Origin of the sequence: Variovorax sp. N23, assembly GCF_025486315.1 — a bacterium.
Taxonomy (GTDB): domain Bacteria; phylum Pseudomonadota; class Gammaproteobacteria; order Burkholderiales; family Burkholderiaceae_C; genus Variovorax.
Window position 1 is genome coordinate 108,006 of record NZ_JAOOPY010000014.1, and the last position, 22,480, is coordinate 130,485.

The following is a 22,480-nucleotide window of genomic DNA, read 5'->3' on the forward strand; positions in this document are numbered from 1 at the left end:
AAGGCGGGCTGAAGTCGCCGCCGTGACGTGGCCGGCGCACCTTCTGGCCAAAATCGCTGCATGGGACACCTCTACCTCGTGCGCCACGGTCAGGCCAGCTTCGGTGCCGACGACTACGACCAATTGAGTGCGCTGGGCCGGCGCCAGGCCGTGCGGCTGGGCGCCTATTGGCGCGAGCGCGGCATGCGCTTCGACGCGGTGATCACCGGCACGCTGAAGCGGCACCGGCAGACCTGGGAAGGGATTGCCGAGGGACTCCGTCTGGAAGCGCAGGACGTGCGCCCCTGGCCGGGGCTCGACGAGTACGACAGCGAGGCGGTGATCGCCACCATCCACCCCGAGAAGTTGCAGAAGCCCGACACGCCCGAGCTGTACCGCCACCACTTCCGGCTGCTGCGCGACGGCCTGGGCGCCTGGATGGCGGGCCGCACCGCCCCGGCCGGCATGCCGAGCTACGCGGATTTCCTGGCGGGGGTGACCACCGCGCTCGACCATGTGCGCGCCGAGCACCATGGCGCGAAGGTCCTGGTCGTGTCGAGCGGCGGGCCGATCAGCACCGCGGTGGGCCATGTGCTGGGAACGCCCCCCGAAACCACCATCGAACTGAACATGCGCATCCGCAACACGGCCGTGACCGAGTTCGTCTTCACGCCCAAACGGCACATGCTGCTGACGTACAACACCCTGCCGCACCTCGACGGGCCGGACGACGAGGACATGGTCAGCTACGCCTGAGGCCGCGCGTCGACGGGCCCGCGCTCAGGCGCTCAGAAACTCAGGCCTGCCAGACCCCGTAGCCGAGCGCGCGCAGGCGGATGCCGAGCTCGACTTCCATCGACCTCGCCTCGTCGTAACCCATCGGGTTGTAGCGCTCGTAGATCGCGGGCAGCAGGTGCAGCCCGTGGTCGGTCACGAAGCGGTTGGCCTGCAGGCCGGCCTTGTGCTTGTCGAAGCGCACGTCCGGGTCGAGCCCGGTCATGCCGACATAGACGAAGGGCTTGCCCAGCACGTAGCCGGGGTTGGCCCGCCGGAAGCGGGCGATGTTCCACACCCGGTCGTCGAGCGCGACGACATAGACGTGGTAGTGCGGGCGCCGTGCCATTCAACGACCGAAGCGTTGCGCTTCGGGGGTGGGCTACTTCCTCTTGAGCATGCCCCAGATGAAAAGCAACACGATCGCGCCGACCACGGAGGCGATGAAGCCGGCGCCCTGACCCACCGTGTACCACCCCATGGCCTGGCCCAGGTACGTGGCGATCAGCGAGCCCGCGATACCGATCAGCGTGGTGACGATGAAGCCCGCCGAGTCGTCGCCGGGCTTGAGTGCGCGCGCGACGAGCCCTGCGACGAAGCCGATCAGAATGGTCCAGACGATGCTCATGATGATTCCCTTGAAGTGAGGCGGGGGGCTGAAAGAAGGACGTGGTGGCCGCGCCGCCGGCTCATGATATCGGCGCCGGCTGCGGGAGCGCCTTCGAGACCGCGCTTGCCAGCGTCGAGATGTCGAAGGGCTTGATGAGGATGGACTGGGTGCCGAGCACGCGCCCCACTTCGGCCATGTCGGCGTAGCCGGTGGCGAGGATGACCGGAATGTCGCCGACCATCTCGCGGGCCTTGGCGATCACCTCGGCGCCGTTCAGGCCGGGCATCGCGTAGTCGATCACCAGCAAATCGTGCGGTGCCGCGCTCAGTGCACGCAGGCCGGCGGCGCCATCGGCCGCTTCGCTGACCACATAGCCCAGCATCGACAGACTCTCGACGATGGCACGCCGGACCTCGGCGTCGTCTTCGATCACCAGCACCCGCTGGCGCCGCGCGGCGTGGTCCTGCGGCGCACTCGCGATGGTCGCGCTGGCGGCCGACGCCCGTTCGTGCGAGGCCGGAAACACCATCTCGACCTGCGTGCCCTGGCCTTCCTCGCTGCGAACCAGGGCCAGGCCACCCGACTGGCGCGCGAAGCCATAGACCTGGCTCAGGCCCAGCCCGGTGCCGCTGCCCACCGGCTTGGTGGTGAAGAAGGGATCGAACACCTTGGAGAGCAGGTGGGGCGGAATGCCCATGCCGTTGTCCTGGATCGACACGGCGACATAGTCGCCCGGGGGCAGTTCGCCGACGCCGGGGCACAGCCGCGTCGAGATCGACAGCGTGCCGCCGTTGGGCATGGCATCGCGCGCATTCACCGAGAGGTTGAGCACCGCCATCTCGAGCTGGTTGGCATCGAGCACGGCCCAGGCCGGCTCCGCGCACAGCGCAAGCTCGACCTGCACCGACGGCCCCACCGACACCACGACCAGTTCGCGCATGCCGTCCAGCAGCAGATTCACGTCGGTCAGGCGCGGCAGCAGCGACTGGTTGCGCGCAAAGGACAGCAGCTGCCCGGTGAGCTTCGCGCCGCGCCCCACCGCCCCCTTGGCGCGCGAGGCGATGCCCAGCACCTTCTCGTCCTTGGCCACGCGCGAGACCAGGTCCAGGTTCATGTTGACCACGTGCAGCAGGTTGTTGAAGTCGTGCGCGATGCCGCCGGTGAGGCGGCCGATGGCCTCCATCTTCTGGACCTGGATCAGCGCCGCCTGGGCGCGCTCGCGCTCGGCGATCTCGGCCATCAGCCGGTCGTTGGCCCCGGCCAGTTCGTGCGTGCGCGCGGCGATGCGCACCTCGAGCTCGGTGTTGAGGCGCTCGACCTCGGCCCGGGTGTCCTCGAGCTGCTGCAGGTGCAGCCGCGTGGCGTACTGGCGCCGGCGGGCCCGCACGGCGGCATCGGCGGCGCGCGCCAGCGTCTCGGTATGCACCGGACGCTCCAGCACGAAGGCGTTGCCGAGGGTCTGGAGCAGCGCGAGCGCCTGGCGCGAACGGCCGCCGGCGTCGCGCGAGGCCAGCACGATGAAGGGGAAGTCCGACCAGCTCGGCTGCGCCATGAGCCAGGCGCGCAAGGGCGCCTCCGGCACCTGCAGCAGCGACTCTTCCGTCAGGATGGCCGCCGCAGCGCCCTGGTCGAGGGCGGCCAGCATGGCATCGGCCGACGCGCAGACAACGGCCACCAGCTGGATGTCGTGCAACACCTGCTGCACCACGGCCGCATCACGCCCGCGCGGCGCGTGGATGAGAACCCGGCGCTCCACCTCAAGTCCTGGCGATGAGCGACTCGTCGCCCAGCAACGGGATGCCGCCCCGGTAGGTCGGCACGCCGCCCAGCACGCCCTCGAAATCGGTGAGTGCCGGGCCGACCTCCACACCCAGATCGCCCAGGCGGAACTCCCGGATGCTGAGCTCGTGCCGGTTGGTGCGACTCTTCACCACCGACACCGCCTTCAGGAGGCTGCCGCGCGCTTCGAAGAAGCGGAACAGCACGATGGCGTCCGACAGGTACGACAGGTCGAGGTCGCTGCGCACGTCGCCGATGATGCCGTGCTGGCCGAGCACCAGCAGCGTGACCACGCCCTGCTGGTTCAGGAAGCTCAGCAGTTCGTGCATCTGCAGCAGCAGGAACTTGGCGCCGGGCATGGCCTGCAGGTAGGCATTGAGGCTGTCGATCACGATCATGCGGGCCCCGCGCTCCTGCACCGCCAGCCGCACCATGTTCGAGAACTGGCCGGGCGACATCTCTGCCGGGTCGAGCGGGAGCACCTCCAACTGCCCGTTGGCGATGAATTCGTCCAGCGGCAAGCCCAGCGCCCGGCAACGGTGCAGCAGCGTGCCCATGCCTTCGTCGAACAGGTAATACGATGCCCGCTCGCCGCGCCGCAGGGCGGCGACGACCGCCGACATCGCGGTCGTGGTCTTGCCCACGCCCGAGGGGCCGATGAACAGGGTGTTGCTGCCCCGGGCCAGGCCACTGCCGAGCAACTGGTCGAGCGCCGGCGTGCCCGTGGTCGCGCTCGCGGCCTCGAAATCGGTGCGGTGCTCGGCCGCGATCAGCCGGGGGTACACCTGGATGCCGCCGGTGTCGAGATGGACGTCGTGCTCGCCGCCGCGATAGCGCACGCCCCGCATCTTCACGATGCGCAGATGGCGCCGCACCGGGCCGTAGTCGCCGGTGGCCTGGTCGAGGCCCAGCACCCCATGGGCAATGCTGTGCAGTTGCAGGTCGCCGCCCTGCGAACTCATGTCGTCGAGCATCAGCACGGTGCAGTCGCGCGACGCGAAGAAGTGCTTGAGCGCCAGGATCTGGCGCCGGTAGCGCAGCGGGTCCTGCGCCAGCAGGCGCATCTCGGACAGGCTGTCGAACACCACCCGCGTGGGCGACAGGCGGGCGACCGCCGCCATCACGTCGCGCGTGGTCTCGCCGAGTTCGACCTCGGCCGGATAGAGGATCGACTGCTCGGCCGAGGCGCTCAGGCCCTCCTCGTTCACCAGTTCGTACAGCTCGATGCCATCGAGCGACCAGCCATGCGACTGCGCCACGATGGCCAGCTCGCTGGCCGTCTCGGACAGGGTGACGTAAAGCCCCCGCTCGCCGCGGGCACGGCCCTCGATCAGGAACTGCAACCCCAGCGTGGTCTTGCCGGCGCCGGGCGTGCCCTCCACCAGATAGAGGTGACCGCTGGGCAGGCCGCCGCCGAGCACGTTGTCGAGGCCGGCGACGCCGGTGCTCGCGCGGGACGGGGACGCGTGGGACGGCAGAGGGGGTGTCGAGATGGAGGGCGCGTCAGGCATGTGCAGGTCAGCGATCGAGCGACCGCAAAGTGAGACGGGATTCTGCCGAGGTCCGACCGTGTTGGCTGTCCAACCGCGTCCTACATCCTGACGGACAAGAGCGCGCTATACCGTCGGCATGCTGGAAAAACTCCCCGATGTCATCGGCCATGCGCTGCACGGCGTGCGTGCCGGCCTCGACGAGGTCGTCTTCAATACGCTCGGCCTTCGCGAGGGCATGGCATCGATCGCCCTGACGAGCCTGGCCTTCGCCGATCACGCCCCGCTGCCGGCGCGCTACACCGCCGACGGCGAGGGGCTGTCTCCGCCCCTGCAATGGACCGGTTTGCCCGGCGGTGCCGCGTCGCTGGTGCTGCTGGTGGAAGACGCCGATTCACCGACGCCCCACCCCCTGGTGCACGCCATCGTCGTCGGCCTGCCGGCCGAGGACGGCGCACTGGCCGAAGGCGCCCTGCCCAGCGCCGACCACGAAGGCACCGGCCTGCACGTCGGGCGCAACTCCTACCTGCAGGCGGCCTGGCTGCCCCCGGACCCGCCGCCGGGCCACGGCGTGCACCGCTACGCCTTCCAGATCTACGCCCTGCGCACGGTGCCCGTGTTCTCCGACAGCCCCGGCCGCGACGAACTGATCGATGCGCTCCGCGCGCATGCGATGGCCAGTGGCCTGCTGATCGGCACCTGCGAACGGCCCGACGGCTCGATCCGCATCGAGGAAGACGTGCCGGCCGGGCCGGTGATCGCGGGCTGAGCCCGGCTCAGCCGGCCGCGGGCCGGCCGACCATCGAGAGCGGCAGGCGCGAGATTTCCGCCAGCAGCGCTGCGAGCGACCGGGCCGCGGCGTCGACCACCGTCCGGCCCTTCGCCGCCGTCGCGGCGGCCGCATTGCCCGCGGCGCCCTCGGCGTTGTAGTCCTCCATGGCCCAGCCCAGCTTGGCGCTGCGGCCGTTGCCCAGGATCGGGTAGTCGGCCGCGCGCGCCTGCGACGCCGAGCCGAAGTCGCGGGCCGCCTGCATGGCGACCTGGTCCGGTGCGAGCGCCCGCATCATCGAGGTCTCGATCTCGCCGGCGTGCACGCCGAAGCGATGCTCGTCGGCGCTGAACTGCGCGCCCGCCTCGCCCAGCGGCAGGTTGAACCAGCTGACGCCGTAGACGATCAGCCCGTGCGCGGCGCGCAGCTCGCGCGCCACGATGTCCATCGCGCCGACATGGCCGCCGTGCGCGTTGAAGAGCACCAGCTTGCGCACGCCGGCCCGCGCCACGCCGGCGCCGATCTCGCGCCAGAGGCGGATCAGCGTCTCCGACGACAGCGTGAGCGTGCCGGGGAAATTGGCGTGCTCGGGGCTCAGCCCGATGTGCTGGCTGGGCAGGAAGAGCGCTGGCAGGTCGGCCGGCAAGAGCGGCAGCGCCGCGGCGACGATGCCGTCGACCAGCACCGAATCGACGCCCAGCGACAGGTGCGGCCCGTGCTGCTCGGTCGCCCCCAGCGGCAGCACCGCGACGGTGGTGGCCGGGTCGAGCGCCGCGAAGTCGCGGGTCGACAGCTGCGACCAGAAACGGCGCGGCGCGGCAGGGGCCGCAGGGGTGGCAGGGATGTCCGGAGGCGTCATGCACGGGATCTTAGAACCTGCCCGACATCGCCGCGCACCAGCCGTGTCGCGCCGCAATGGCGCGGACGCGCATGTTTACAACCGCTTTACAATCGCCGCTCCTGCCAGCCAACGTCCCGGAAAGCCACGTGAGCCAGCGTCTTTGAACGTCTGTTCGCTCATCTTCTTCGGGACTTCCATGTCGTTTCTGCCCTCGCGCACGGCCCTTCCACCGAAGGCCGCATCCGTCCGCGGCCGCCTCTGCGCCGCAATTCCTTCCCGCCCGTCCGCCCGCAAGACCGGGTGGTTCGCCCTGACGCCGATGGCGCTGTGCCTGGCGCAGGCCGCGCTGGCCCAGGCGGACGCGACCCCGCAACTGCAGGAAGTCCGCATCAACGCCAGCACCGAGCAGGACATGGGCTTTGCGCCCGTCGAAGCGCAGACGGCGGGCAAGGCGCCCATGCGGCGGCTGGAAACGCCCCAGTCGGTGAGCGTGGTCACGCGCGAGCAGATGGAGTCGCGGCAGGTCACCAACGTCCAGCAGGCGCTGCAGACCGTGGCCGGCGTGAGCCCGGTGAACTTCGGGCGCCGGGGGTTCGACGACATCAACATTCGGGGCTTCCGCTCCACCGAATCCATCCTGGTCGACGGCCTGGTGCAGAGCCCCGGCATGTGGGCCAAGCTGCAGCCCTATGGCTACGAACGCTTCGAGGTGCTCAAGGGCTCGGCCTCGGTGCTTTATGGGCAGGTGCAGCCGGGCGGCATCGTCAACGCGGTGAGCAAGCGGCCCCGAAAGGAAGCACTGAGCGAAGTGGGCATGGAAGTGGGCAGCTTCGGCCAGCGCACGCTCCAGGCCGACCTGAACCGGCCGCTGTCCGAATCGGGCAAGACGGCGCTGCGCATCAATGCGCAGGTGTCCAACGCCGACGACCCCACGCAGTTCGTCTACCGCAAGGACCGCTGGTTCGCGCCGTCGCTGTCCATCGACCTCGGCGCGCAGACCGACCTGGTGCTGTTCGCCACCTACAGCCGCAGCGAATGGATGCGCCAGCAGGGCATCACGCCCTACGGCACGCTGCTGCCCAACCGCAACGGCACGCTGTCGACACGGCTGTTCACCGGCGACCCGAGCTTCGGTGTGTACGACGTGGAGAGCACCACCATCGGCTATGCGCTGGAGCACCGGTTCTCGCCCGCAATGACCTTGCGCCAGAACGTGCGCTACGAAAGCGAGAAGGGCACCGGCAACTTCGTCTCCAACCAGGCGCTGCAGGCCAACCAGCGGCTGCAGAACCGCCAGGCGACCCGGCAGTACATGGACGACGACATGTTGGCCACCGACACCTCGCTGCTGTCGCAGTTCTCGGCCCTGGGGCTTCAGCACCGCTTGGTGGCGGGGCTGGACGCGCGCACCAGTCACTCTTACCAAGGGCAGCGCCGCTGCGCCATTGGTGCGCTCGACCTGTTCAATCCGGTCTATGGCATGGCCGCTACCTGCCCCGCGAATCTCACGAGCGACGCACCAGAAAAGCTCAGCGTAATGGGTCTGTATGCGCAAGACCAGATCAAGTTCGGCCAGGGCTGGACGGCCCTGCTGGGCCTGCGCCGCGATTGGTCCACGAATGACATCAATGACCGGGTGGCTCAACAGCAGACGCGCCAGAAGGACAACGCCACGACGCTGTCGGCGGGGCTGGTGTACGAGTTCACGCCCGGCTGGTCGACCTACGGCAGCTATGGCGAGTCCTTCCTGCCCGTGTCGGGACTCGCGTTCGGCGGCACGCCCTTCGTGCCCGAAACCGGCAAGCAATGGGAGGCGGGCCTGAAGTACGAAGCGCTGGACGGCCAGGCGACCGGTGCGCTGGCCGTGTTCGACCTGGTGCGGCAGAACGTGACCACGTCCGACCCGGTCAACACCGGCTACAGCGTTCAGACCGGCGAGCAGCGCGCACGCGGCCTGGAGGTGGAACTGGGGGCGGACCTGCGCAACGGCTGGAAGCTCACCAGTGCCTACACCTACACCCAGACCAAGGTCACGCGCGACAACAACGCCGCCATCGTGGGCCTGCCGCTCAACCTCACGCCCCGCCACGTGCTCACGGCGTGGGCCACCTACAAGCTGCCGCAGTACCAGCGCGTGACGTTGGGCCTGGGCGGCCGCTATGTGAGCGAGCAGGTCGGCTCGTACCCCTTCACGCTGCCGTCGTACTTCGTGGCCGATGCCTCGATCGTCTACGTGGGCGACAACTACCGCATCACGGCGGGCGTGAAGAACGTGTTCGACAAGGCGTACTACGACGGCGCGATCAACGCCAACGTGGTGTCGCCGGCGTTGCCGCGCACCTTCAGCCTGGGCATGACCTACTTCTTCTGAGCACGGCCGTTCCATGACCAGCCAGCGCACATTGAACCGCCTGTTCGTCCTGCATTTCTGGGCCGGCATCGTCACCGGACTGCTGATGTTCATCGTGTGCTTCTCGGGCGCGGTGGTGGTCTTCAAGCACGAGATCGACCTGTGGGCCAACCCTTCGCTGGCGCAGTTGCCCCGCTCGGCCGAACCGGCGCCGCTCGACGTGGTGCTGGCGCAGCTGCAGGCGCGCTACCCCGGCGCCACGGTGGAGACCATCGCGCTGCCCGACGCGGTCAACCCGAGCTACTTCGCCTTCGTGCGCGAACGCGGCGCGCCGGCCAGCCTGCGCACCAAGGTCGCGCTGCGCTCGGACACGGGCGCGGTGGTCGGCCCGGTGGACAGCCAGCTCGGCCAGTACCTGCGCATGCTGCATGTGTTCCTGTTCTTCGGGCCGCGCTGGATCGTGGGCTTCCTGGGCGTGGCCATGCTGGTGCTCATCGGCACCGGCATCGTCATCCACCGCAAGATCCTGGCCGAGCTGTTCACGCAGCGCTGGGGGCGCAGCTTCCGGGTGGTGATGTCCGACCTGCACAAGTCCGCCGGCATCTGGGGGCTTGGCTTCCACATCCTGATCGCCGCCACGGGTGCATGGATGGGCCTGGCGCCGCTGTTCGAGCAGGGCTACAAGTACGTGACGACGACCGCGGGCAGCGCGGCGGCCGCGCCCCTGCAGCCGGCGCGCCGCGAGGGCGCAGACGCCGCGGCACCGGCGGTTCCCATGCGATCGCTTGACGCGCTGTACACCACCGCCCGGCAAGCCGTCCCGGGGCTGGAGGCACGCTATGTGTCCCTTCGCCGCTGGGGCACGGCGGCCGCCGAGGCAAGCTTCACCGGTAACCTGCGCGGCCATCTGGCCAGCACCGCGCGCGTGGACATCCGCGCGGCCACGGGTGCGCTGAAGAAGGTGCACGACCCTCGCACGCAGGGCTTCTGGGCGCTGGTCGACGGCCTCATGGAGCCGCTGCACTTCGGCGACTTCGGCGGGCTGGCGCTGAAGTGGCTGTATTTCATCCTGGGCATGACGCCTGCGTTCCTGTCGATCTCGGGCACGCTGATCTGGCTGGACGCGCGCCAGCAGCGCCGCCGCGCGAGCCAGCCTGCCCCGGCGAACAGCGACAGCGGTGTCGTGGCCACCGGCTGACGGATCGGCCATGCAACGCTTCTTCCTGGCCCTGCACGCCACCATGCCCGCGGCCCTCGTGGTGGCCGTGCTGGCGCACCTGTTCCCTCCCGCGGGCCTGGCACCGCTGGCACAGCGCCCGGTGTGGACGGTCTGGGCGCTGATCGGTGCGTGGCTGCTGCTGTCGGCGCTGGCCGCAGGGGCCTTGCGCACGCTCGCGCTGTGGCGCGTGTCGCTGGCCGGTGCCGGCGCCCTGCTGGCGGTGGCCGGCGTGCTCGGCCGGCTGCAAGGCAGCGCCCACGCAACGGCCATGCTCGCCGGCCTGGTGGCCATCGGATTGGTCTGCCTGGGCATCGCAGCCTTCGTCGGCCCGCAGCGAGTGCAGGCGCCCCGCCACACGGCGACGCGCCAGGGACCACCGCCCGAGCGCGGCCGGTTCGCGATGCCGGCACACCTGCCGTTCTGGCTCAGCGGCGTGCTCGCGCTGGCGTCTTTCCGCCTGGCCCATGTCGTCGCGACGGAGCCTGCGCGCTCGTCCGGGATGCTGGGCCTGCTGCTGGCCTTCTTCGTGGCGCTGCCCGCCGCCACGCTGCGCCACTGGACGCCGCGCATCGCGGCGTTGCTGTGGGCGCTCGCGGCGCTGGCCTATGGCGGCCTGGCGGCGAAGGCGGGGCTGGTGCAGTGGAGCGTGGCGTCGGCCCTGTGCGCGGTGGCCGCCTGCCTGCAGCTTCGCCGTTCAGCGGGGGCTGCATGAACGAGCTCGTCAGCGCCAGCGTCGCATTGGCATCGTTGCACGCCCTGGCGCTCTGGGCGCGCACGGCGTCCACGCGTGCCTGGGGCGACGGCGCGCCTGCATCGCATCGGCGCGCCTGGGCCGTGGCGCTGGGCACCGTGGCCCTGCAGGGCATGGCCGCCGTCGCCACCACCGGGATCGCCGCCGGCCTGGCGCTGGTGCTCGCCTCGTGGATGCTGCTGGGCTGGCTGCTGGTGCTGTCCATGAACCAGTGGCCCGCCGGCACCCTGCGATGGGCGCCGCGCCTAGGCGCCGCCGGATGCGCGGGCTGCGCGCTGGCGCTGGCCTGGGCACTTCTTCAGGGGCCGCCGACCTGGTCCGGCACCTCTTCGGGCGGCGCCAGCATGGTGCCTCGACAGGTGGCGGCACCGCAGTAGCAGACGTAGTCGCTGGCCAGCGAGCCGTCGTCGGCGGTCAGGCCGTAATCGATGAAGAGTTCGTCGCCGGCGTCGACCGCCACCAGCGTCTGGAACCTGAGCACCAGTTCGCCGCTGTCGTCGTAGTCCTCGACGGCTTCGCAGTTCGGGTCGCAGGAATGGTTGAGATGCCGCGTCGCGTTGCCGCCCTTGGCGCCGTCGATGGTCTCGTCGTTCGACAGCTTGAAGAGGTAGGTGAGCTGGTCGTTCCAGTCCTTGGCGGCGATCTGCGCGGGCGTGTAGCGGCGCCCTTCGTAGAGACCGAGGAAGGCCTCGGCCGGGAGGTCGCGCGTGGCGAAAGCGCCGAGGCCGTGGATACCGCTCTGCGCGACGCGAATGCAAGGGGTGGACGACGGCGAGGAGGTGGACTTGCGCTTTTTCATGGGGGGCTCTGCACGCAATTTTCGCGCGCGGCCATGACAGCGAATCGCTCCGCCAGAAAATCGACCAGCGCCCGCACCCGCGCCGGCACGAAACGCCCGCTGGGCAGCAGCGCATGCAGCGGGTACGGCTCGGTGTCCCAGTCGGGCAACAGGGAGACCAGCGTGCCGGCCGCCTCGTCCTGCCGCACGTCGAGTTCCGACTTGAAGGTGATGCCGCGGCCGGCCAGCGCCCACTGCCGCGCGAGCGAGGCGTCGTCGGCGAAGCGGTCGCCGTCGACACGCACTTCCGTCCACAGCCCCTGCTTCGCGAAGCGCCAGACGCGCTGGCGCCGGCCGCCGCGGTGGAAGGTCAGGCAGTTGTGCCGATGCAGGTCCTGCGGCGTCTGCGGCGTGCCGTGCTTCTTCAGGTAGGCGGGCGAGGCCCACAGGCGCGGCCGGCTCATCGCGAGCTGGCGCGCGACCAGCCGCGAGTCGGCCAGCGGACCGTAGCGCAGGGCGACGTCGACCTCGTCGCGCATCACGTCGAGCGGCCGGTCGCCCACCGACAGCGCGAGTTGCACGCCCGGGTGCGCGTCGAGGAAGTCGTCGAACCACGGCAGCAGCGTGCCGCGCGTGAGGTCGGAGGGCGAGGCCACGCGCACCGCGCCGACCAGCGCGCCGCCCTCCGCCGTCACCAGCGATTCGCCTTCGGCCAACAGGTCGAGCGCGCGGGTGGCGTAGTCGAGCAGTGTCTGGCCCTGCGGCGTGAGGCGCATGGCGCGCGTGGAGCGCTCGAACAGCCGCGCGCCGAGTTGCGCCTCCAGCCGCTTGAGCGCCGCGCTCGCCGCCGCCGGCGTGATGCCGAGCGCCCGGCCCGCCGCGCTGAGCGTGCCGCCCTGGGCGGTGAGCACCAGCACGCGGAGGTCGGCGAGATTCTCAATCTTCATTTGAAACTGATGTGGGTTCCCGGCAGCTTATCAAACGAAGAGCGGGCAAATACAGTGAACGCATCGTTCATTGAAAGGTTCGCCATGAAGGCCATCGGTTACTACGCCCCCCTCCCCATCGACGACCCTGCGTCTCTGCAGGACCTGACCCTGCCCGAGCCGGTGGCCGGTCCGCGCGACCTGCTGGTGCGCGTGTCCGCCATTTCGGTCAACCCGGTCGACACCAAGGTGCGCCGCAACGCCGCGCCCGAAGCCGGCCAGGCCAAGGTGCTGGGCTGGGACGCGGTCGGCACGGTCGAAGCCGTCGGCGATCAGGTAACCGGCTTCCGGATCGGCGACCGCGTGTACTACGCCGGCTCGATCACCCGCCCCGGCGCCAACGCCGAACTGCATGTGGTCGACGAACGCATCGTGGCGCGCGCGCCCCAAAGCCTCGACGACGCGCAGGCCGCGGCGCTGCCACTGACCACCATCACCGCCTGGGAACTGCTGTTCGACCGCCTCGGCGTGCCGCAGGGCGGCGGTGCCGGCCAGACGCTGCTGATCACCGGCGGCGCGGGCGGTGTGGGCTCGATCCTGATCCAGCTCGCACGCCAGCTGACGCAGCTGCGCGTGGTCGCCACAGCCTCGCGCGTCGAGACGCGGCAGTGGTGCCTGAGCCTCGGCGCCCATGCGGTGATCGACCATTCGAAGCCGCTGGCGGCGGAACTCAAGGCCGCAGGCATCGGCCAGGTCGACCTGGTCGCCAGCCTCACGCAGACCCAGCAGCACTATGCGCAGATCATCGAGAGCCTGAAGCCACAGGGAAAGATCGGCGTGATCGACGACATGGCCGTGCTCGACGCGATGCCGCTCAAGACCAAGAGCCTGTCGCTGCACTGGGAGATGATGTTCGCCCGCTCGCGCTTCGAGACGCCCGACATGGCCGAGCAAGGCAAGCTGCTGGCAGAGGTCGCGGCGCTGGTCGACGCCGGCCGCATCCGCACCACCGCCAACGCGAGCTTCGGCACCATCAACGCCGCGAACCTGCGCCGCGCCCACGCGCTCATCGAGAGCGGCAAGGCGCAGGGCAAGGTGGTGCTGCAGGGCTTCTGAGCCCCTGGCCCCTTCGGGCCGATCAGCGGCCCGGCGCCTTCGCCACCCGCCACACGGTGTTGCCCACGTCGTCGGCCACCAGCAGCGCGCCGGCCTTATCGAGCGCGACGCCCACCGGCCGGCCCTGCGCCTTGCCCTCGGCATTCAGGAAGCCGGTGAGAAAGTCCTTCGGCTGGCCCGTCGGCTGGCCGCCGATGAAGGGCACGAAGACGACCTTGTAGCCCGACTGCGGCTGGCGGTTCCACGAGCCGTGCTCGCCGATGAAGGCGCCGGTCGCGTACTCCGCCGGCATGCCGCGCGGGTTCGAGAAGGCCAGGCCCAGCGGCGCGACGTGCGTGCCCAGCGCGTAGTCGGGCGCAATGGCCTTGGCCACCTTGTCGGGCTGCTGCGGCTGCACGCGGATGTCGACGTTGCCGCCGTAGTAGCTCCAGGGCCAGCCGTAGAAGGCGCCGTCCTTCACCGAGGTGAGGTAGTCGGGCACCAGGTCGCTGCCGATCTCGTCGCGCTCGTTCACCACGGTCCACAGCGTCTTGGTGTCGGGCTCCCAGCCCATGCCGTTCGGGTTGCGCAGGCCGCTCGCGAACAGGCGCTTCTCGCCGCTCTTCGTGTCCACCTCCCAGATGGCAGCTCGGCCTGCTTCGGCCTCCAGGCCGTTCTCGCCGACGTTGCTGTTGGAGCCGACCGTCACGTAGAGCTTGCTGCCGTCCTCGCTGGCGATGACGTTCTTGGTCCAGTGGTGGTTGATGCCGGCGGGCAGATCGGTCACCTTCACCGGCGCGCCGGCGGCGGCCGTCTGGCCCTCGGTGTACGGCACCTTCACCAGCGCGTTGGCGTTGGCGATGAAGAGTTCGTTGCCCACCAGCGCCATGCCGAAGGGCGACTGCAGCCCCTGGATGAAGACGTTGCGCGTCTCGGCCACGCCGTCGCCATCGGTGTCGCGCAGCAGCGTGATGCGGTTGGCGCTGGGCACCTCGGCGCCGGCGCGCCTCATGACCTTGCCCTGCACGAAGTCCTTGACCATGCCGATCGGGCCCTTCTTGGCTTCCGGCGCGCCGGGCTCCTTGGGCGGTTTGTTGCTTTCGGCCACCAGCACGTCGCCGTTGGGAAGCGTGTAGACCCAGCGCGGGTGGTCGAGCTGGCGGGCCAGGGCCGTGACCTTGAAGCCGGCCGGCGCGATCGGGCCGGCGGTGTCGGTCCAGCCGATGGCCTCGGAAACCTTCACCGTGGGGATGAAGGTCTTGTTGGGCGCGGGCAGCTGCGGCGTCGGGCCGACGCCGGCCTCGAAGGGCAGGCGCGCCGTTTCGCCGCAGGCGACGATGGCGGCAGCGGCCACGGGAATCAGACAGAGGCGGGTCCAGCGGTGCATTGAGGTCTCCTTGAGGTGCGGTTTCGTTGGGACGCATGGTGGGCGACCGTCCCTCCGCCGACTGTCGGCTGTGGGCGCTTTCGGGCGTGGTCCGGCTCGAAGACCGAGGCGCCGCTACCATCGGCGGCATGACCGAAGACCTGTTCCGCGCCGACGCCTACCTGCAGGAATGCGCATCGCGCATCGTGCGCCTCGACGAGGCGGGCATCGTGCTCGACCGCACGGTGTTCTACCCGCTCGGCGGTGGCCAGGCCGGCGACACGGGCACGCTGCTGCTGGGCGATGGCCGCACGCTGGCGATCGCCGACACGCGCAAGGCCAAGGACGCCGAGGGCAAGCCGACCGACGAGATCCTCCACGTGCCGGCACCCGGCCAGGAGGCGCTGCTCGCAGCGCTCGCACCCGGCGACGACGTGACGGCCCGCATCGACTGGGAGCGCCGCCACCGGTTGATGCGCTTCCACACCGCCACGCACCTGCTCTGCCACCTGGTGGCGCAGCCGGTCAACGGCTGCTCGATCACGCCGGACTACGCGCGGCTCGACTTCCACATGACCGACCCGCTGGACAAGGACGCGCTCACGGCCGGCCTGGCGCAGCTGGTCGGCGCGGCGCATCCGCTGGCGGTCGGGGCCATCACCGATGCCGAACTCGACGCCAATCCGTCGCTCGTCAAGAGCATGAGCGTGCAACCGCCGCGCGGCACGGGCACGGTGCGCACCATCCGCATCGGCGGCGATGGCGAGGGCGAGGGCGGCGTGCAGATCGACTTCCAGCCCTGCGGCGGCACGCACGTGGCCAACACCGCGGAGATCGGTGCGGTGGTCGTGACCAAGATCGAGAAGAAAAGCGCGAACAGCCGGCGCGTGGTGCTGGGCTGGGCGGCCTGAGCGGCGCCACCAGGAACCTTCTCCCTCTCTCCCGCTCCGACTGCCGGCATGCTTCGCACCCTCCTCTCCCGACTCTTCGTCGCCGCGCTCGCCCTGGCCGCCGTGCTGCCGACCGCGGCCCAGTTGCAACCCAAGGCCTCGCCGGTCGTCACCACGCCGCATGTGCGGGCCGAACTGATCGCGCATGCGCCGGACGGCGTGGCGCCGGGCGCCAAGGTGTGGGTCGGGCTGCAGATCACGCACCAGCCCGAGTGGCACACCTACTGGAAGAACGCCGGCGACTCCGGCCTGCCGACCGAGCTGACGTGGACCCTGCCCCCCGGGATGGTCGCCGGCGACATCGCCTGGCCGGTGCCGAAAAAGATTCCAATCGGCAACCTCGCGAACTACGGCTACGAGCACACCGTGCTGCTGCCGGTGCAGCTCAAGATGGCGCCCGACTTCAAGCCGGCGGCCGCATTGATCGGCGCGGGCGGCATCGACATCCGGCTGAAGGCCTCGTGGCTGGTCTGCCGCAAGGAATGCATTCCCGAGGAGGGCGAGTTCGCGCTGACCCTGCCGGCGCAGGGTTCGACCGCGCTGCACAAGGCCGACTTCGACGCGGCCTTCGCGGCGCAGCCGGTGCCGCTCGCGCAGCCTGGCACCATCGCCGTGGCCGACAAGGCGCTGAACGTGCGCATCGACGGCCTGCCGCCGGCCGCGCGCGGCAAGACGCTCGAGTTCTTCCCCGAGACCGCGGAGGTGATCCACACCGCCGCCGTCTTCGGCAAGGACTGGACCCAGGCCTGGCAGGGCGACAGCTGGACCGCGACGATCCCGCTGGCCGACCAGCGCAGCGCCAGCCCGACGACGATGCCGGTGGTGCTGGCGCTGGCCGAGGCCGACCGCCACGACGGCGCCCCGATCGCCTGGCGCACCGAGGCGCCCGTCACCGGCGCCTGGCCGGCGACCGCCGCCTCGGCGCAGGTGTCGCCGGCGCTGCAGGCGGCGCTCGACGCCAACACGGCGGCGCCGCAGCCGCAACCGGCGGGCAGCTTCGCGATGGCGCTGCTCGGCGCTCTGCTGGGCGGCCTGTTGCTCAACCTGATGCCCTGCGTGTTCCCGGTGCTGGCGATCAAGGTGCTGGCCTTCGCCAACCATGCGGGCGACCGGCGCGGGCACCGCAGCGCCGGCCTGGCCTACACGGCCGGGGTGATGGTCACCTTCCTGGCGCTGGGCGCGGCCATGCTGGCGCTGCGGGCCGCCGGCGAGCAGCTGGGCTGGGGCTTCCAGCTGCAGTCGCCGGCCGTCGTCGCGGTGCTGGCCGCGCTGTTCACGCTCATCGGCCTCAACCTGGCCGGCGTGTTCGAGTTCGGCTTCCTGTTGCCGCGCTCGCTGTGCGCCGCGCAGATGAAGCATCCGGTGGCGAACGACTTTCTCTCCGGGGTGCTGGCGGTGGTCATCGCCTCGCCCTGCACCGCGCCGTTCATGGGCGCGTCGCTCGGCTTCGCGATCGGGCTGCCGGCCGCCCAGGCGCTGATGCTGTTCGCGGCGCTGGGCCTCGGCCTGGCGCTGCCCTATCTGGTGGCGGGCTTCGTGCCGGCCGTCGTGCGCCTGCTGCCCAAGCCGGGCGCCTGGATGGACACGCTGCGCCGCGTGCTCGCTTTCCCGATGTTCGCCACCGTCGCCTGGCTGGTCTGGGTGCTGGGCCAGCAGAGCGGCATCGACGGCGCCGGCGCGCTGCTCGGCCTGCTGGTGTGCCTGGCCGCGGTGGTGTGGTCGTTCACGTTGCGCGGGCGCACGCGCATCGTCCTCGCCAGCGCGCTGCTGGCGTGCACCGCGGCGCTGGCGCTCGCGATCGGCGGCAACATCGTGCGGCCGGCCGAGCCGGCGGTGGCGGCGAGCGGCGCCCGCTGGCAGCCCTGGTCGGCCGCGCGGGTGGCCGAACTGCAGGCGGCCGGGCGACCGGTGTTCGTCGATTTCACCGCGGCCTGGTGCGTGACCTGCCAGTACAACAAGAAGGCCACGCTGAGCGACGCCGACCTGCTGGCCGACTTCGACGCCCGCCAGGTCGCGCTGCTGCGCGCCGACTGGACCCGCCAGGACCCGGCGATCACCGCCGCGCTGAACGCGCTGGGGCGCAGCGGCGTCCCCGTGTACGTGCTGCAGGCGCCGGGCAAGGCGCCGGTGGTGCTGACCGAAATCCTGAGCAAACGCGACCTGAAGGCGGCGCTGGCCGCCTTGTGAAGAAGCGCCTCGCGCAGGGTGTCGATTTCATGACCCTGTCGACGCTACGGCTTGTCACAGGCGGGTGAAGAAATCGGCCTAAGCTGCGGCCGTTATTTGGTTTTTCAGGAGTCTGCAGACCATGCCATCCCTGTCATCGTCCGCCGCGCGATCGGCCCGCGCCGCCCGCCACGCCGGTGCCGCCCTCAACCGGGCCTCCCGCCGCGCCGTGATCGCCGCCGCCGTCGCGCTGGGCAGCACGCTGCTCATCGGCGCACCGGCGCATGCCGCGCCGGCCGTCGGCCAGAAGGCCCCCGATTTCGTCGCCATGGACACCCGCGGCGCGCAGCACAAGCTCTCCGATTTCGCCGGCAAATACGTGGTGCTGGAATGGACCAACCCCGGCTGCCCCTTCGTGCGCAAGCACTACGGCAGCGGCAACATGCCCGCCACGCAGAAGGCCGCCACCGCCAAGGGTGTGGTCTGGCTGGCCATCAACTCCACCGAACGCGCCGCCAGCGACTACCTGCAGCCGGCCGCGTTCGACGGCTGGATGAAGACGCAATCGGGTGCGCCGACCGCCGTGCTGATGGACGAAGACGGCAGCATCGGCCAGGCCTACGGCGCGCGCACCACGCCGCACATCTTCATCATCGACCCGAAGGGCACGCTGGTGTACGCCGGCGGCATCGACAGCATCCCGTCGTCCCGGCCCGACGACATCCAGGCCGCCACCAACTACGTGACCCAGGCCCTGGGCGAGGCCTTCGGCGGCAGGCCGATCAGCACGGCGGCAACCCGGCCGTACGGCGGCTCGATCAAGTACAAGGGCTGAGAAGCTGTGACCGAATCATCCACGCCCGCTCGACGTGCCCTGACGACGCCCCTCGTCGTTGCAAATGCTCGCCATAGCCCCGGCTATGGCTGCGCTTTGCGCCTCGATGGACGCCGCCCTGGCGCGCCGCTCGGACGCGGCCCATTCATTCACAGCTTCTGACGGGGCACAGCGCGGCGCGCATCCTCGACAATCGGGGGATGCCCTTCGCCCCCCTGCTCAACGACACCTTCCTGCGCGCCTGCTGGCGCCAGGCGACCGACCACACCCCCATCTGGCTGATGCGCCAGGCCGGGCGCTACCTGCCGGAGTACGTCGCGACGCGTGCCAAGGCGGGGAGCTTCATGGGGCTGGCCACAAACGTCGACTACGCGACCGAGGTCACGCTGCAGCCGCTGGAGCGCTTTCCGCTCGACGCGGCCATTCTGTTTTCCGACATCCTGACCGTCCCCGACGCGATGGGCCTGGGCCTGTCCTTCGAGGCCGGCGAAGGCCCGCGCTTCGCGCGGCCGGTGCGCGACGAGGCGGCCATCGCCGCGCTCGCGGTGCCCGATCTCGACAAGCTGCGCTACGTGTTCGACGCCGTGACCTCAATCCGCCGCGCGCTGAACGGCCGCGTGCCGCTGATCGGCTTTTCCGGCAGCCCCTGGACGCTGGCCTGCTACATGGTCGAAGGCGCCGGCTCGAGCGACTACCGGCTGGTGAAGACGCTGATGTACAGCCGCCCCGACCTGATGCACCGGCTGCTGACGGTGAATGCCGACGCCGTGGCCGCCTACCTCAACGCCCAGATCGACGCCGGCGCCCAGGCCGTGATGCTGTTCGACAGCTGGGGCGGCGTGCTGGCCGACGGCGCCTTCCAGGAGTTCAGCCTGGCCTACACGGCGCGCGTGCTAGCCGGCCTCAAGCGCAATGGCGCCGACGGCCAACCGGTGCCGCGCATCGTCTTCACCAAGGGCGGCGGCCTGTGGCTCGACGCCATGGGCGCGCTGGACTGCGAGGTGCTGGGGCTCGACTGGACCGTCAACCTCGGCGCCGCGCGCGCGAAGGTCGGCGAAGGCGCGCAGGGCAAGGCGCTGCAGGGCAACATCGACCCCAACGTGCTGTTCGCGCCACCGGCACGCATCGAGGCCGAGGTCGCCAAGGTGCTGCAGAGCTTCGGCACGCCGCACGCGGACCGCACGCAGCCCGGCCCGACGCACATCTTCAACCTCGGGCACGGCATCAGCCAGTTCACGCCGCCGGACCATGTGGCGGCGCTGGTCAGCGCTGTCCACGCCCAGTCGAGGCTGTTACGAGCATGAGCGCTCGCTTGCATTTTTTCACGCTTTAGCGGCGTGTAGGTCGAAAGGGTTGTTTCCGCGTTTGTCAAGCGAACCGGTCATGCGCGATTGACTTATGCACAAAACCCGTGTTGCGGTGCGCAAAAATATCCGAGGCCGCCAGCCCGTCGCTCCCAAAGCGATAGCACCGCTAAGTTGTTGATTCATAACGAATCAACACAATGCTTTTTTTGCGGGCAGTCTAACCAGAGCCTTGATTTTCAAGGGCTGGCGGCGTGTGGAGCATAGATATCAACAAAGTTATCCACACATTCTCTGGACGGATTGCAAACCGCAAGAAAATCAACTACTTAAGGCATTTTGCTCAAAGTCGCTTTAACTGAGAAAGGTTTCCTGAAGGTGGCAGACACCTGGCGGATCGAGGTCGCGCTCCACACGCCCGCGCATGCGGCGCTGGACGATCGGCTGAGTTACACCGCCCCGACCGCCCTGCCGGCCGGCACGCTGGTGCGCGTGCCGCTCGGCCGGCGCGAGGTGCTGGGCGTGGTGTGGGATGCCTTCCCGCTGGATGCCGGTTCGCCGGAGCCAGGCGCCATGACGCTCAAGCCGGTCGCCGGCGCGCTCGACGACCTGCCGCCGCTGGGCAGCGCCTGGCGCGCGCTGGTCGCCTTCGCCGCCCGCTACTACCAGCGTTCGCTGGGCGAGATCGCCCTGTCCGCGTTGCCGCCCCAGTTGCGCGACCTGAGCGGCGTGCAGCTGGCGCGGCGGCTGAAGCGGCGTCGGGCCGACCCCGCCGACGCGGCGGTCAGCGCGGCACCGGCGGCCGACGCCACACCGGAGCAGGCCGAAGCGCTGCGCCGCATCGAGGCCGAGGCCGGCCCCTTCCTGCTCTTCGGCAGCACCGGCAGCGGCAAGACCGAGGTCTATCTGCAGGCGGTCGCCCGCCTGCTGGCGCGCGCGCCGGACGCCCAGGCGCTGGTGATGGTGCCGGAGATCAACCTCACGCCGCAGCTGGAGGCGCGTTTTCGCGCGCGTTTCGGCAGCGAGGCCGTGGTGTCGCTGCACAGCGGCATGACCAACCCGCAGCGCCTGGGGAGCTGGTTGTCGGCGCACGCCGGCCAGGCGCGCATCGTGCTGGGCACCCGCATGGCGGTGTTCGCGTCGATGCCGACGCTGCAGCTCATCGTGGTCGACGAGGAGCACGACCCCAGCTACAAGCAGCAGGAGGGCGCGCGCTACTCGGCGCGCGACCTCGCGGTGTGGCGGGGCCGGAACGAGGGCGCCAAGGTGATCCTCGGCTCCGCCACCCCCTCGCTCGAGAGCTGGCACCAGAGCCGCCCCGCCGAAGGCGACGACCCGGGCGGCCGCTACGTGCGCCTGGCGATGCCCTCGCGCGTCGGCGCCGGCGCCCTGCCGGCGGTGCGCCTGGTCGACATGGCGCTGCAGCCGCCGAAGACGGTGCTGTCGGCCGGGCTGCTCGACGCCATCGGCCAGCGCATCGCCCGCGGCGAGCAGAGCATGGTCTTCCTGAACCGCCGCGGCTATGCGCCGGTGCTGGCCTGCGGCGACTGCGGCTGGAAGAGCGAATGCCCGCACTGCAGCGCCTACCGCGTCTTCCACAAGATCGACCGCACGCTGCGATGCCACCACTGCGGTTTCGCCGAGCGCGTGCCGCGGGCCTGCCCGGCCTGCGGCAACCCCGACATCGCGCCGGTCGGCCGCGGCACGGAGCAGCTGGAGGAGCATCTGGGCGAGCTGCTCGCACCGGTGCACCGGCCCGACGGCAGCCCGGTGCGCGTGGCCCGCATCGACGCCGACAGCACGCGCAAGCAGGGCGCGCTCGAATCGCAACTGGCGGCGGTGCATGCCGGCGACGTCGACGTGCTGGTCGGCACGCAGATGATCGCCAAGGGGCACGACTTCCGGCGCATCACGCTGGTGGCGGCGGTCAACCCCGACGGGGCGCTGTTCTCCAGCGATTTCCGCGCCCCGGAGCGGCTGTTCAGCCTGCTGATGCAGTCGGCCGGCCGGGCCGGGCGCGACGCGGCCTACCTGGCCGCGCAGGGCGCGACCGCCGAGATGTGGATCCAGACCAGCCACCGCGACCACCCGCTGTTCGCCGCGCTACGGCGCCACGACTACCCGGCCTTCGCCCAGGGCGAACTGGCCGAGCGCCGTGCAGCGGCAATGCCGCCCTTCGCCTACCAGGCGCTGCTGCGCGCCGACGCCAAGACGCAGGAGGCGGCGCAGGCCTTTCTGAATGCCGCGAGCGTCGCGGCCGACGTGCTGGAAGGCGCCGACCACGTCACGCGCTATCCGGCGGTGCCGCTCACGATCCAGCGCGTGGCCAATGTCGAGCGGGCGCAGATGCTGGTGGAAAGCGGCTCGCGCGCCGCGCTGCAGCGCCTGCTGGCGCAGTGGCAGCCGCTGCTGCACGGCCTGCGCCGCACGCCCGAGGGCAAGGGCGTGATCCGCTGGCTGATCGACGTCGACCCGCAGCAGATCTGATGCAGGCAGAC

At 70.4% G+C, this 22,480-nt stretch carries 20 protein-coding genes; 12 read left to right on the top strand and 8 right to left on the bottom strand.

Translation table 11 applies throughout. The features are described from left to right. Window positions 1–60: 60 nt before the first annotated feature. Entirely contained in the window at window positions 61–735 is a 675-nt protein-coding gene (locus N8A90_RS19615; protein WP_262076708.1) for a histidine phosphatase family protein, read from the top strand. 40 nt (window positions 736–775) lie between these two features. Here the strand turns inward: N8A90_RS19615 and N8A90_RS19620 are convergent, their stop codons facing one another. From N8A90_RS19620 to N8A90_RS19635, 4 genes are all read right to left on the bottom strand, one after another. Beyond that, window positions 776–1,102, bottom strand: a complete 327-nt coding sequence (locus N8A90_RS19620) for a hypothetical protein (RefSeq protein ID WP_262076709.1) — start codon at window positions 1,100–1,102, stop codon at window positions 776–778. 33 nt (window positions 1,103–1,135) lie between these two features. Further along, entirely contained in the window at window positions 1,136–1,381 is a 246-nt protein-coding gene (locus tag N8A90_RS19625; protein ID WP_262076710.1) for a GlsB/YeaQ/YmgE family stress response membrane protein, read from the bottom strand. A gap of 61 nt (window positions 1,382–1,442) precedes the next feature. Then, entirely contained in the window at window positions 1,443–3,119 is a 1,677-nt protein-coding gene (locus tag N8A90_RS19630; protein WP_262076711.1) for an ATP-binding protein, read from the bottom strand. A gap of 1 nt (window position 3,120) precedes the next feature. Further along, window positions 3,121–4,653, bottom strand: coding sequence for an ATPase domain-containing protein (locus N8A90_RS19635; RefSeq protein WP_262076712.1), 1,533 nt, complete (start codon window positions 4,651–4,653; stop codon window positions 3,121–3,123). A gap of 118 nt (window positions 4,654–4,771) precedes the next feature. On the opposite strand from N8A90_RS19635, the gene N8A90_RS19640 reads away from it, so the two are divergent. Next, window positions 4,772–5,401 (top strand): YbhB/YbcL family Raf kinase inhibitor-like protein, encoded by a 630-nt coding sequence (locus N8A90_RS19640; protein ID WP_262076713.1) that lies wholly within the window; start codon window positions 4,772–4,774, stop codon window positions 5,399–5,401. A gap of 7 nt (window positions 5,402–5,408) precedes the next feature. On the opposite strand, the gene N8A90_RS19645 is transcribed toward N8A90_RS19640, so the two are convergent. Beyond that, window positions 5,409–6,260 carry a creatininase family protein gene (locus N8A90_RS19645; RefSeq protein WP_262076714.1) on the bottom strand — a complete coding sequence of 284 codons (852 nt, stop codon included), beginning with the start codon at window positions 6,258–6,260 and terminating at the stop codon, window positions 5,409–5,411. A 301-nt stretch (window positions 6,261–6,561) separates the two neighbouring features. On the opposite strand from N8A90_RS19645, the gene N8A90_RS19650 reads away from it, so the two are divergent. From N8A90_RS19650 to N8A90_RS19665, 4 genes are read left to right on the top strand one after another with little or no spacing between them, the layout of a single operon-like run. Further along, entirely contained in the window at window positions 6,562–8,613 is a 2,052-nt protein-coding gene (locus N8A90_RS19650) for a TonB-dependent siderophore receptor (protein ID WP_262076752.1), read from the top strand. A 13-nt stretch (window positions 8,614–8,626) separates the two neighbouring features. Continuing rightward, window positions 8,627–9,790 (top strand): PepSY-associated TM helix domain-containing protein, encoded by a 1,164-nt coding sequence (locus N8A90_RS19655; protein ID WP_262076715.1) that lies wholly within the window; start codon window positions 8,627–8,629, stop codon window positions 9,788–9,790. Window positions 9,791–9,800: 10 nt separating this feature from the next. After that, on the top strand, window positions 9,801–10,523 hold the full coding sequence (locus N8A90_RS19660) for a hypothetical protein (protein WP_262076716.1): 723 nt from the start codon (window positions 9,801–9,803) through the stop codon (window positions 10,521–10,523). Beyond that, a complete protein-coding gene (locus tag N8A90_RS19665) occupies window positions 10,520–10,939 on the top strand; it encodes a hypothetical protein (protein WP_262076717.1) in 420 nt (139 codons plus the stop codon). The genes N8A90_RS19660 and N8A90_RS19665 overlap by 4 nt, the downstream gene beginning before the upstream one ends. Here N8A90_RS19665 and N8A90_RS19670 read toward each other — a convergent pair. Together N8A90_RS19670 and N8A90_RS19675 are read right to left on the bottom strand one after the other, a co-directional pair. Then, window positions 10,861–11,361: an SET domain-containing protein gene (locus N8A90_RS19670; RefSeq protein ID WP_262076718.1), complete on the bottom strand. Its 501-nt coding sequence runs from the start codon at window positions 11,359–11,361 to the stop codon at window positions 10,861–10,863. The two genes, N8A90_RS19665 and N8A90_RS19670, sit on opposite strands and share 79 nt — an antisense overlap. Next, window positions 11,358–12,287, bottom strand: a complete 930-nt coding sequence (locus tag N8A90_RS19675; RefSeq protein WP_262076719.1) for a LysR family transcriptional regulator — start codon at window positions 12,285–12,287, stop codon at window positions 11,358–11,360. The genes N8A90_RS19670 and N8A90_RS19675 overlap by 4 nt, the downstream gene beginning before the upstream one ends. An 84-nt stretch (window positions 12,288–12,371) precedes the next feature. Here N8A90_RS19675 and N8A90_RS19680 point away from each other — a divergent pair, with 84 nt between their 5' ends. After that, on the top strand, window positions 12,372–13,382 hold the full coding sequence (locus tag N8A90_RS19680; RefSeq protein ID WP_262076720.1) for a zinc-binding alcohol dehydrogenase family protein: 1,011 nt from the start codon (window positions 12,372–12,374) through the stop codon (window positions 13,380–13,382). Window positions 13,383–13,404: 22 nt separating this feature from the next. Here N8A90_RS19680 and N8A90_RS19685 read toward each other — a convergent pair whose 3' ends face one another. Further along, window positions 13,405–14,748: a PQQ-dependent sugar dehydrogenase gene (locus N8A90_RS19685; RefSeq protein ID WP_262076721.1), complete on the bottom strand. Its 1,344-nt coding sequence runs from the start codon at window positions 14,746–14,748 to the stop codon at window positions 13,405–13,407. A 128-nt stretch (window positions 14,749–14,876) separates the two neighbouring features. On the opposite strand from N8A90_RS19685, the gene N8A90_RS19690 reads away from it, so the two are divergent. From N8A90_RS19690 to priA, 5 genes are all read left to right on the top strand, one after another. Next, window positions 14,877–15,638 (top strand): alanyl-tRNA editing protein, encoded by a 762-nt coding sequence (locus N8A90_RS19690; RefSeq protein ID WP_262076722.1) that lies wholly within the window; start codon window positions 14,877–14,879, stop codon window positions 15,636–15,638. 48 nt (window positions 15,639–15,686) lie between these two features. Further along, complete coding sequence (locus N8A90_RS19695; protein ID WP_262076723.1) at window positions 15,687–17,864, top strand: protein-disulfide reductase DsbD family protein; 2,178 nt, start codon at window positions 15,687–15,689, stop codon at window positions 17,862–17,864. A gap of 121 nt (window positions 17,865–17,985) precedes the next feature. Next, entirely contained in the window at window positions 17,986–18,678 is a 693-nt protein-coding gene (locus N8A90_RS19700) for a redoxin domain-containing protein (RefSeq protein WP_262076724.1), read from the top strand. 200 nt (window positions 18,679–18,878) lie between these two features. Further along, on the top strand, window positions 18,879–19,982 hold the full coding sequence (hemE, locus tag N8A90_RS19705; RefSeq protein WP_262076725.1) for a uroporphyrinogen decarboxylase: 1,104 nt from the start codon (window positions 18,879–18,881) through the stop codon (window positions 19,980–19,982). A 378-nt stretch (window positions 19,983–20,360) separates the two neighbouring features. Then, window positions 20,361–22,469: a primosomal protein N' gene (priA, locus tag N8A90_RS19710; protein ID WP_262076726.1), complete on the top strand. Its 2,109-nt coding sequence runs from the start codon at window positions 20,361–20,363 to the stop codon at window positions 22,467–22,469. Window positions 22,470–22,480: the final 11 nt, after the last annotated feature.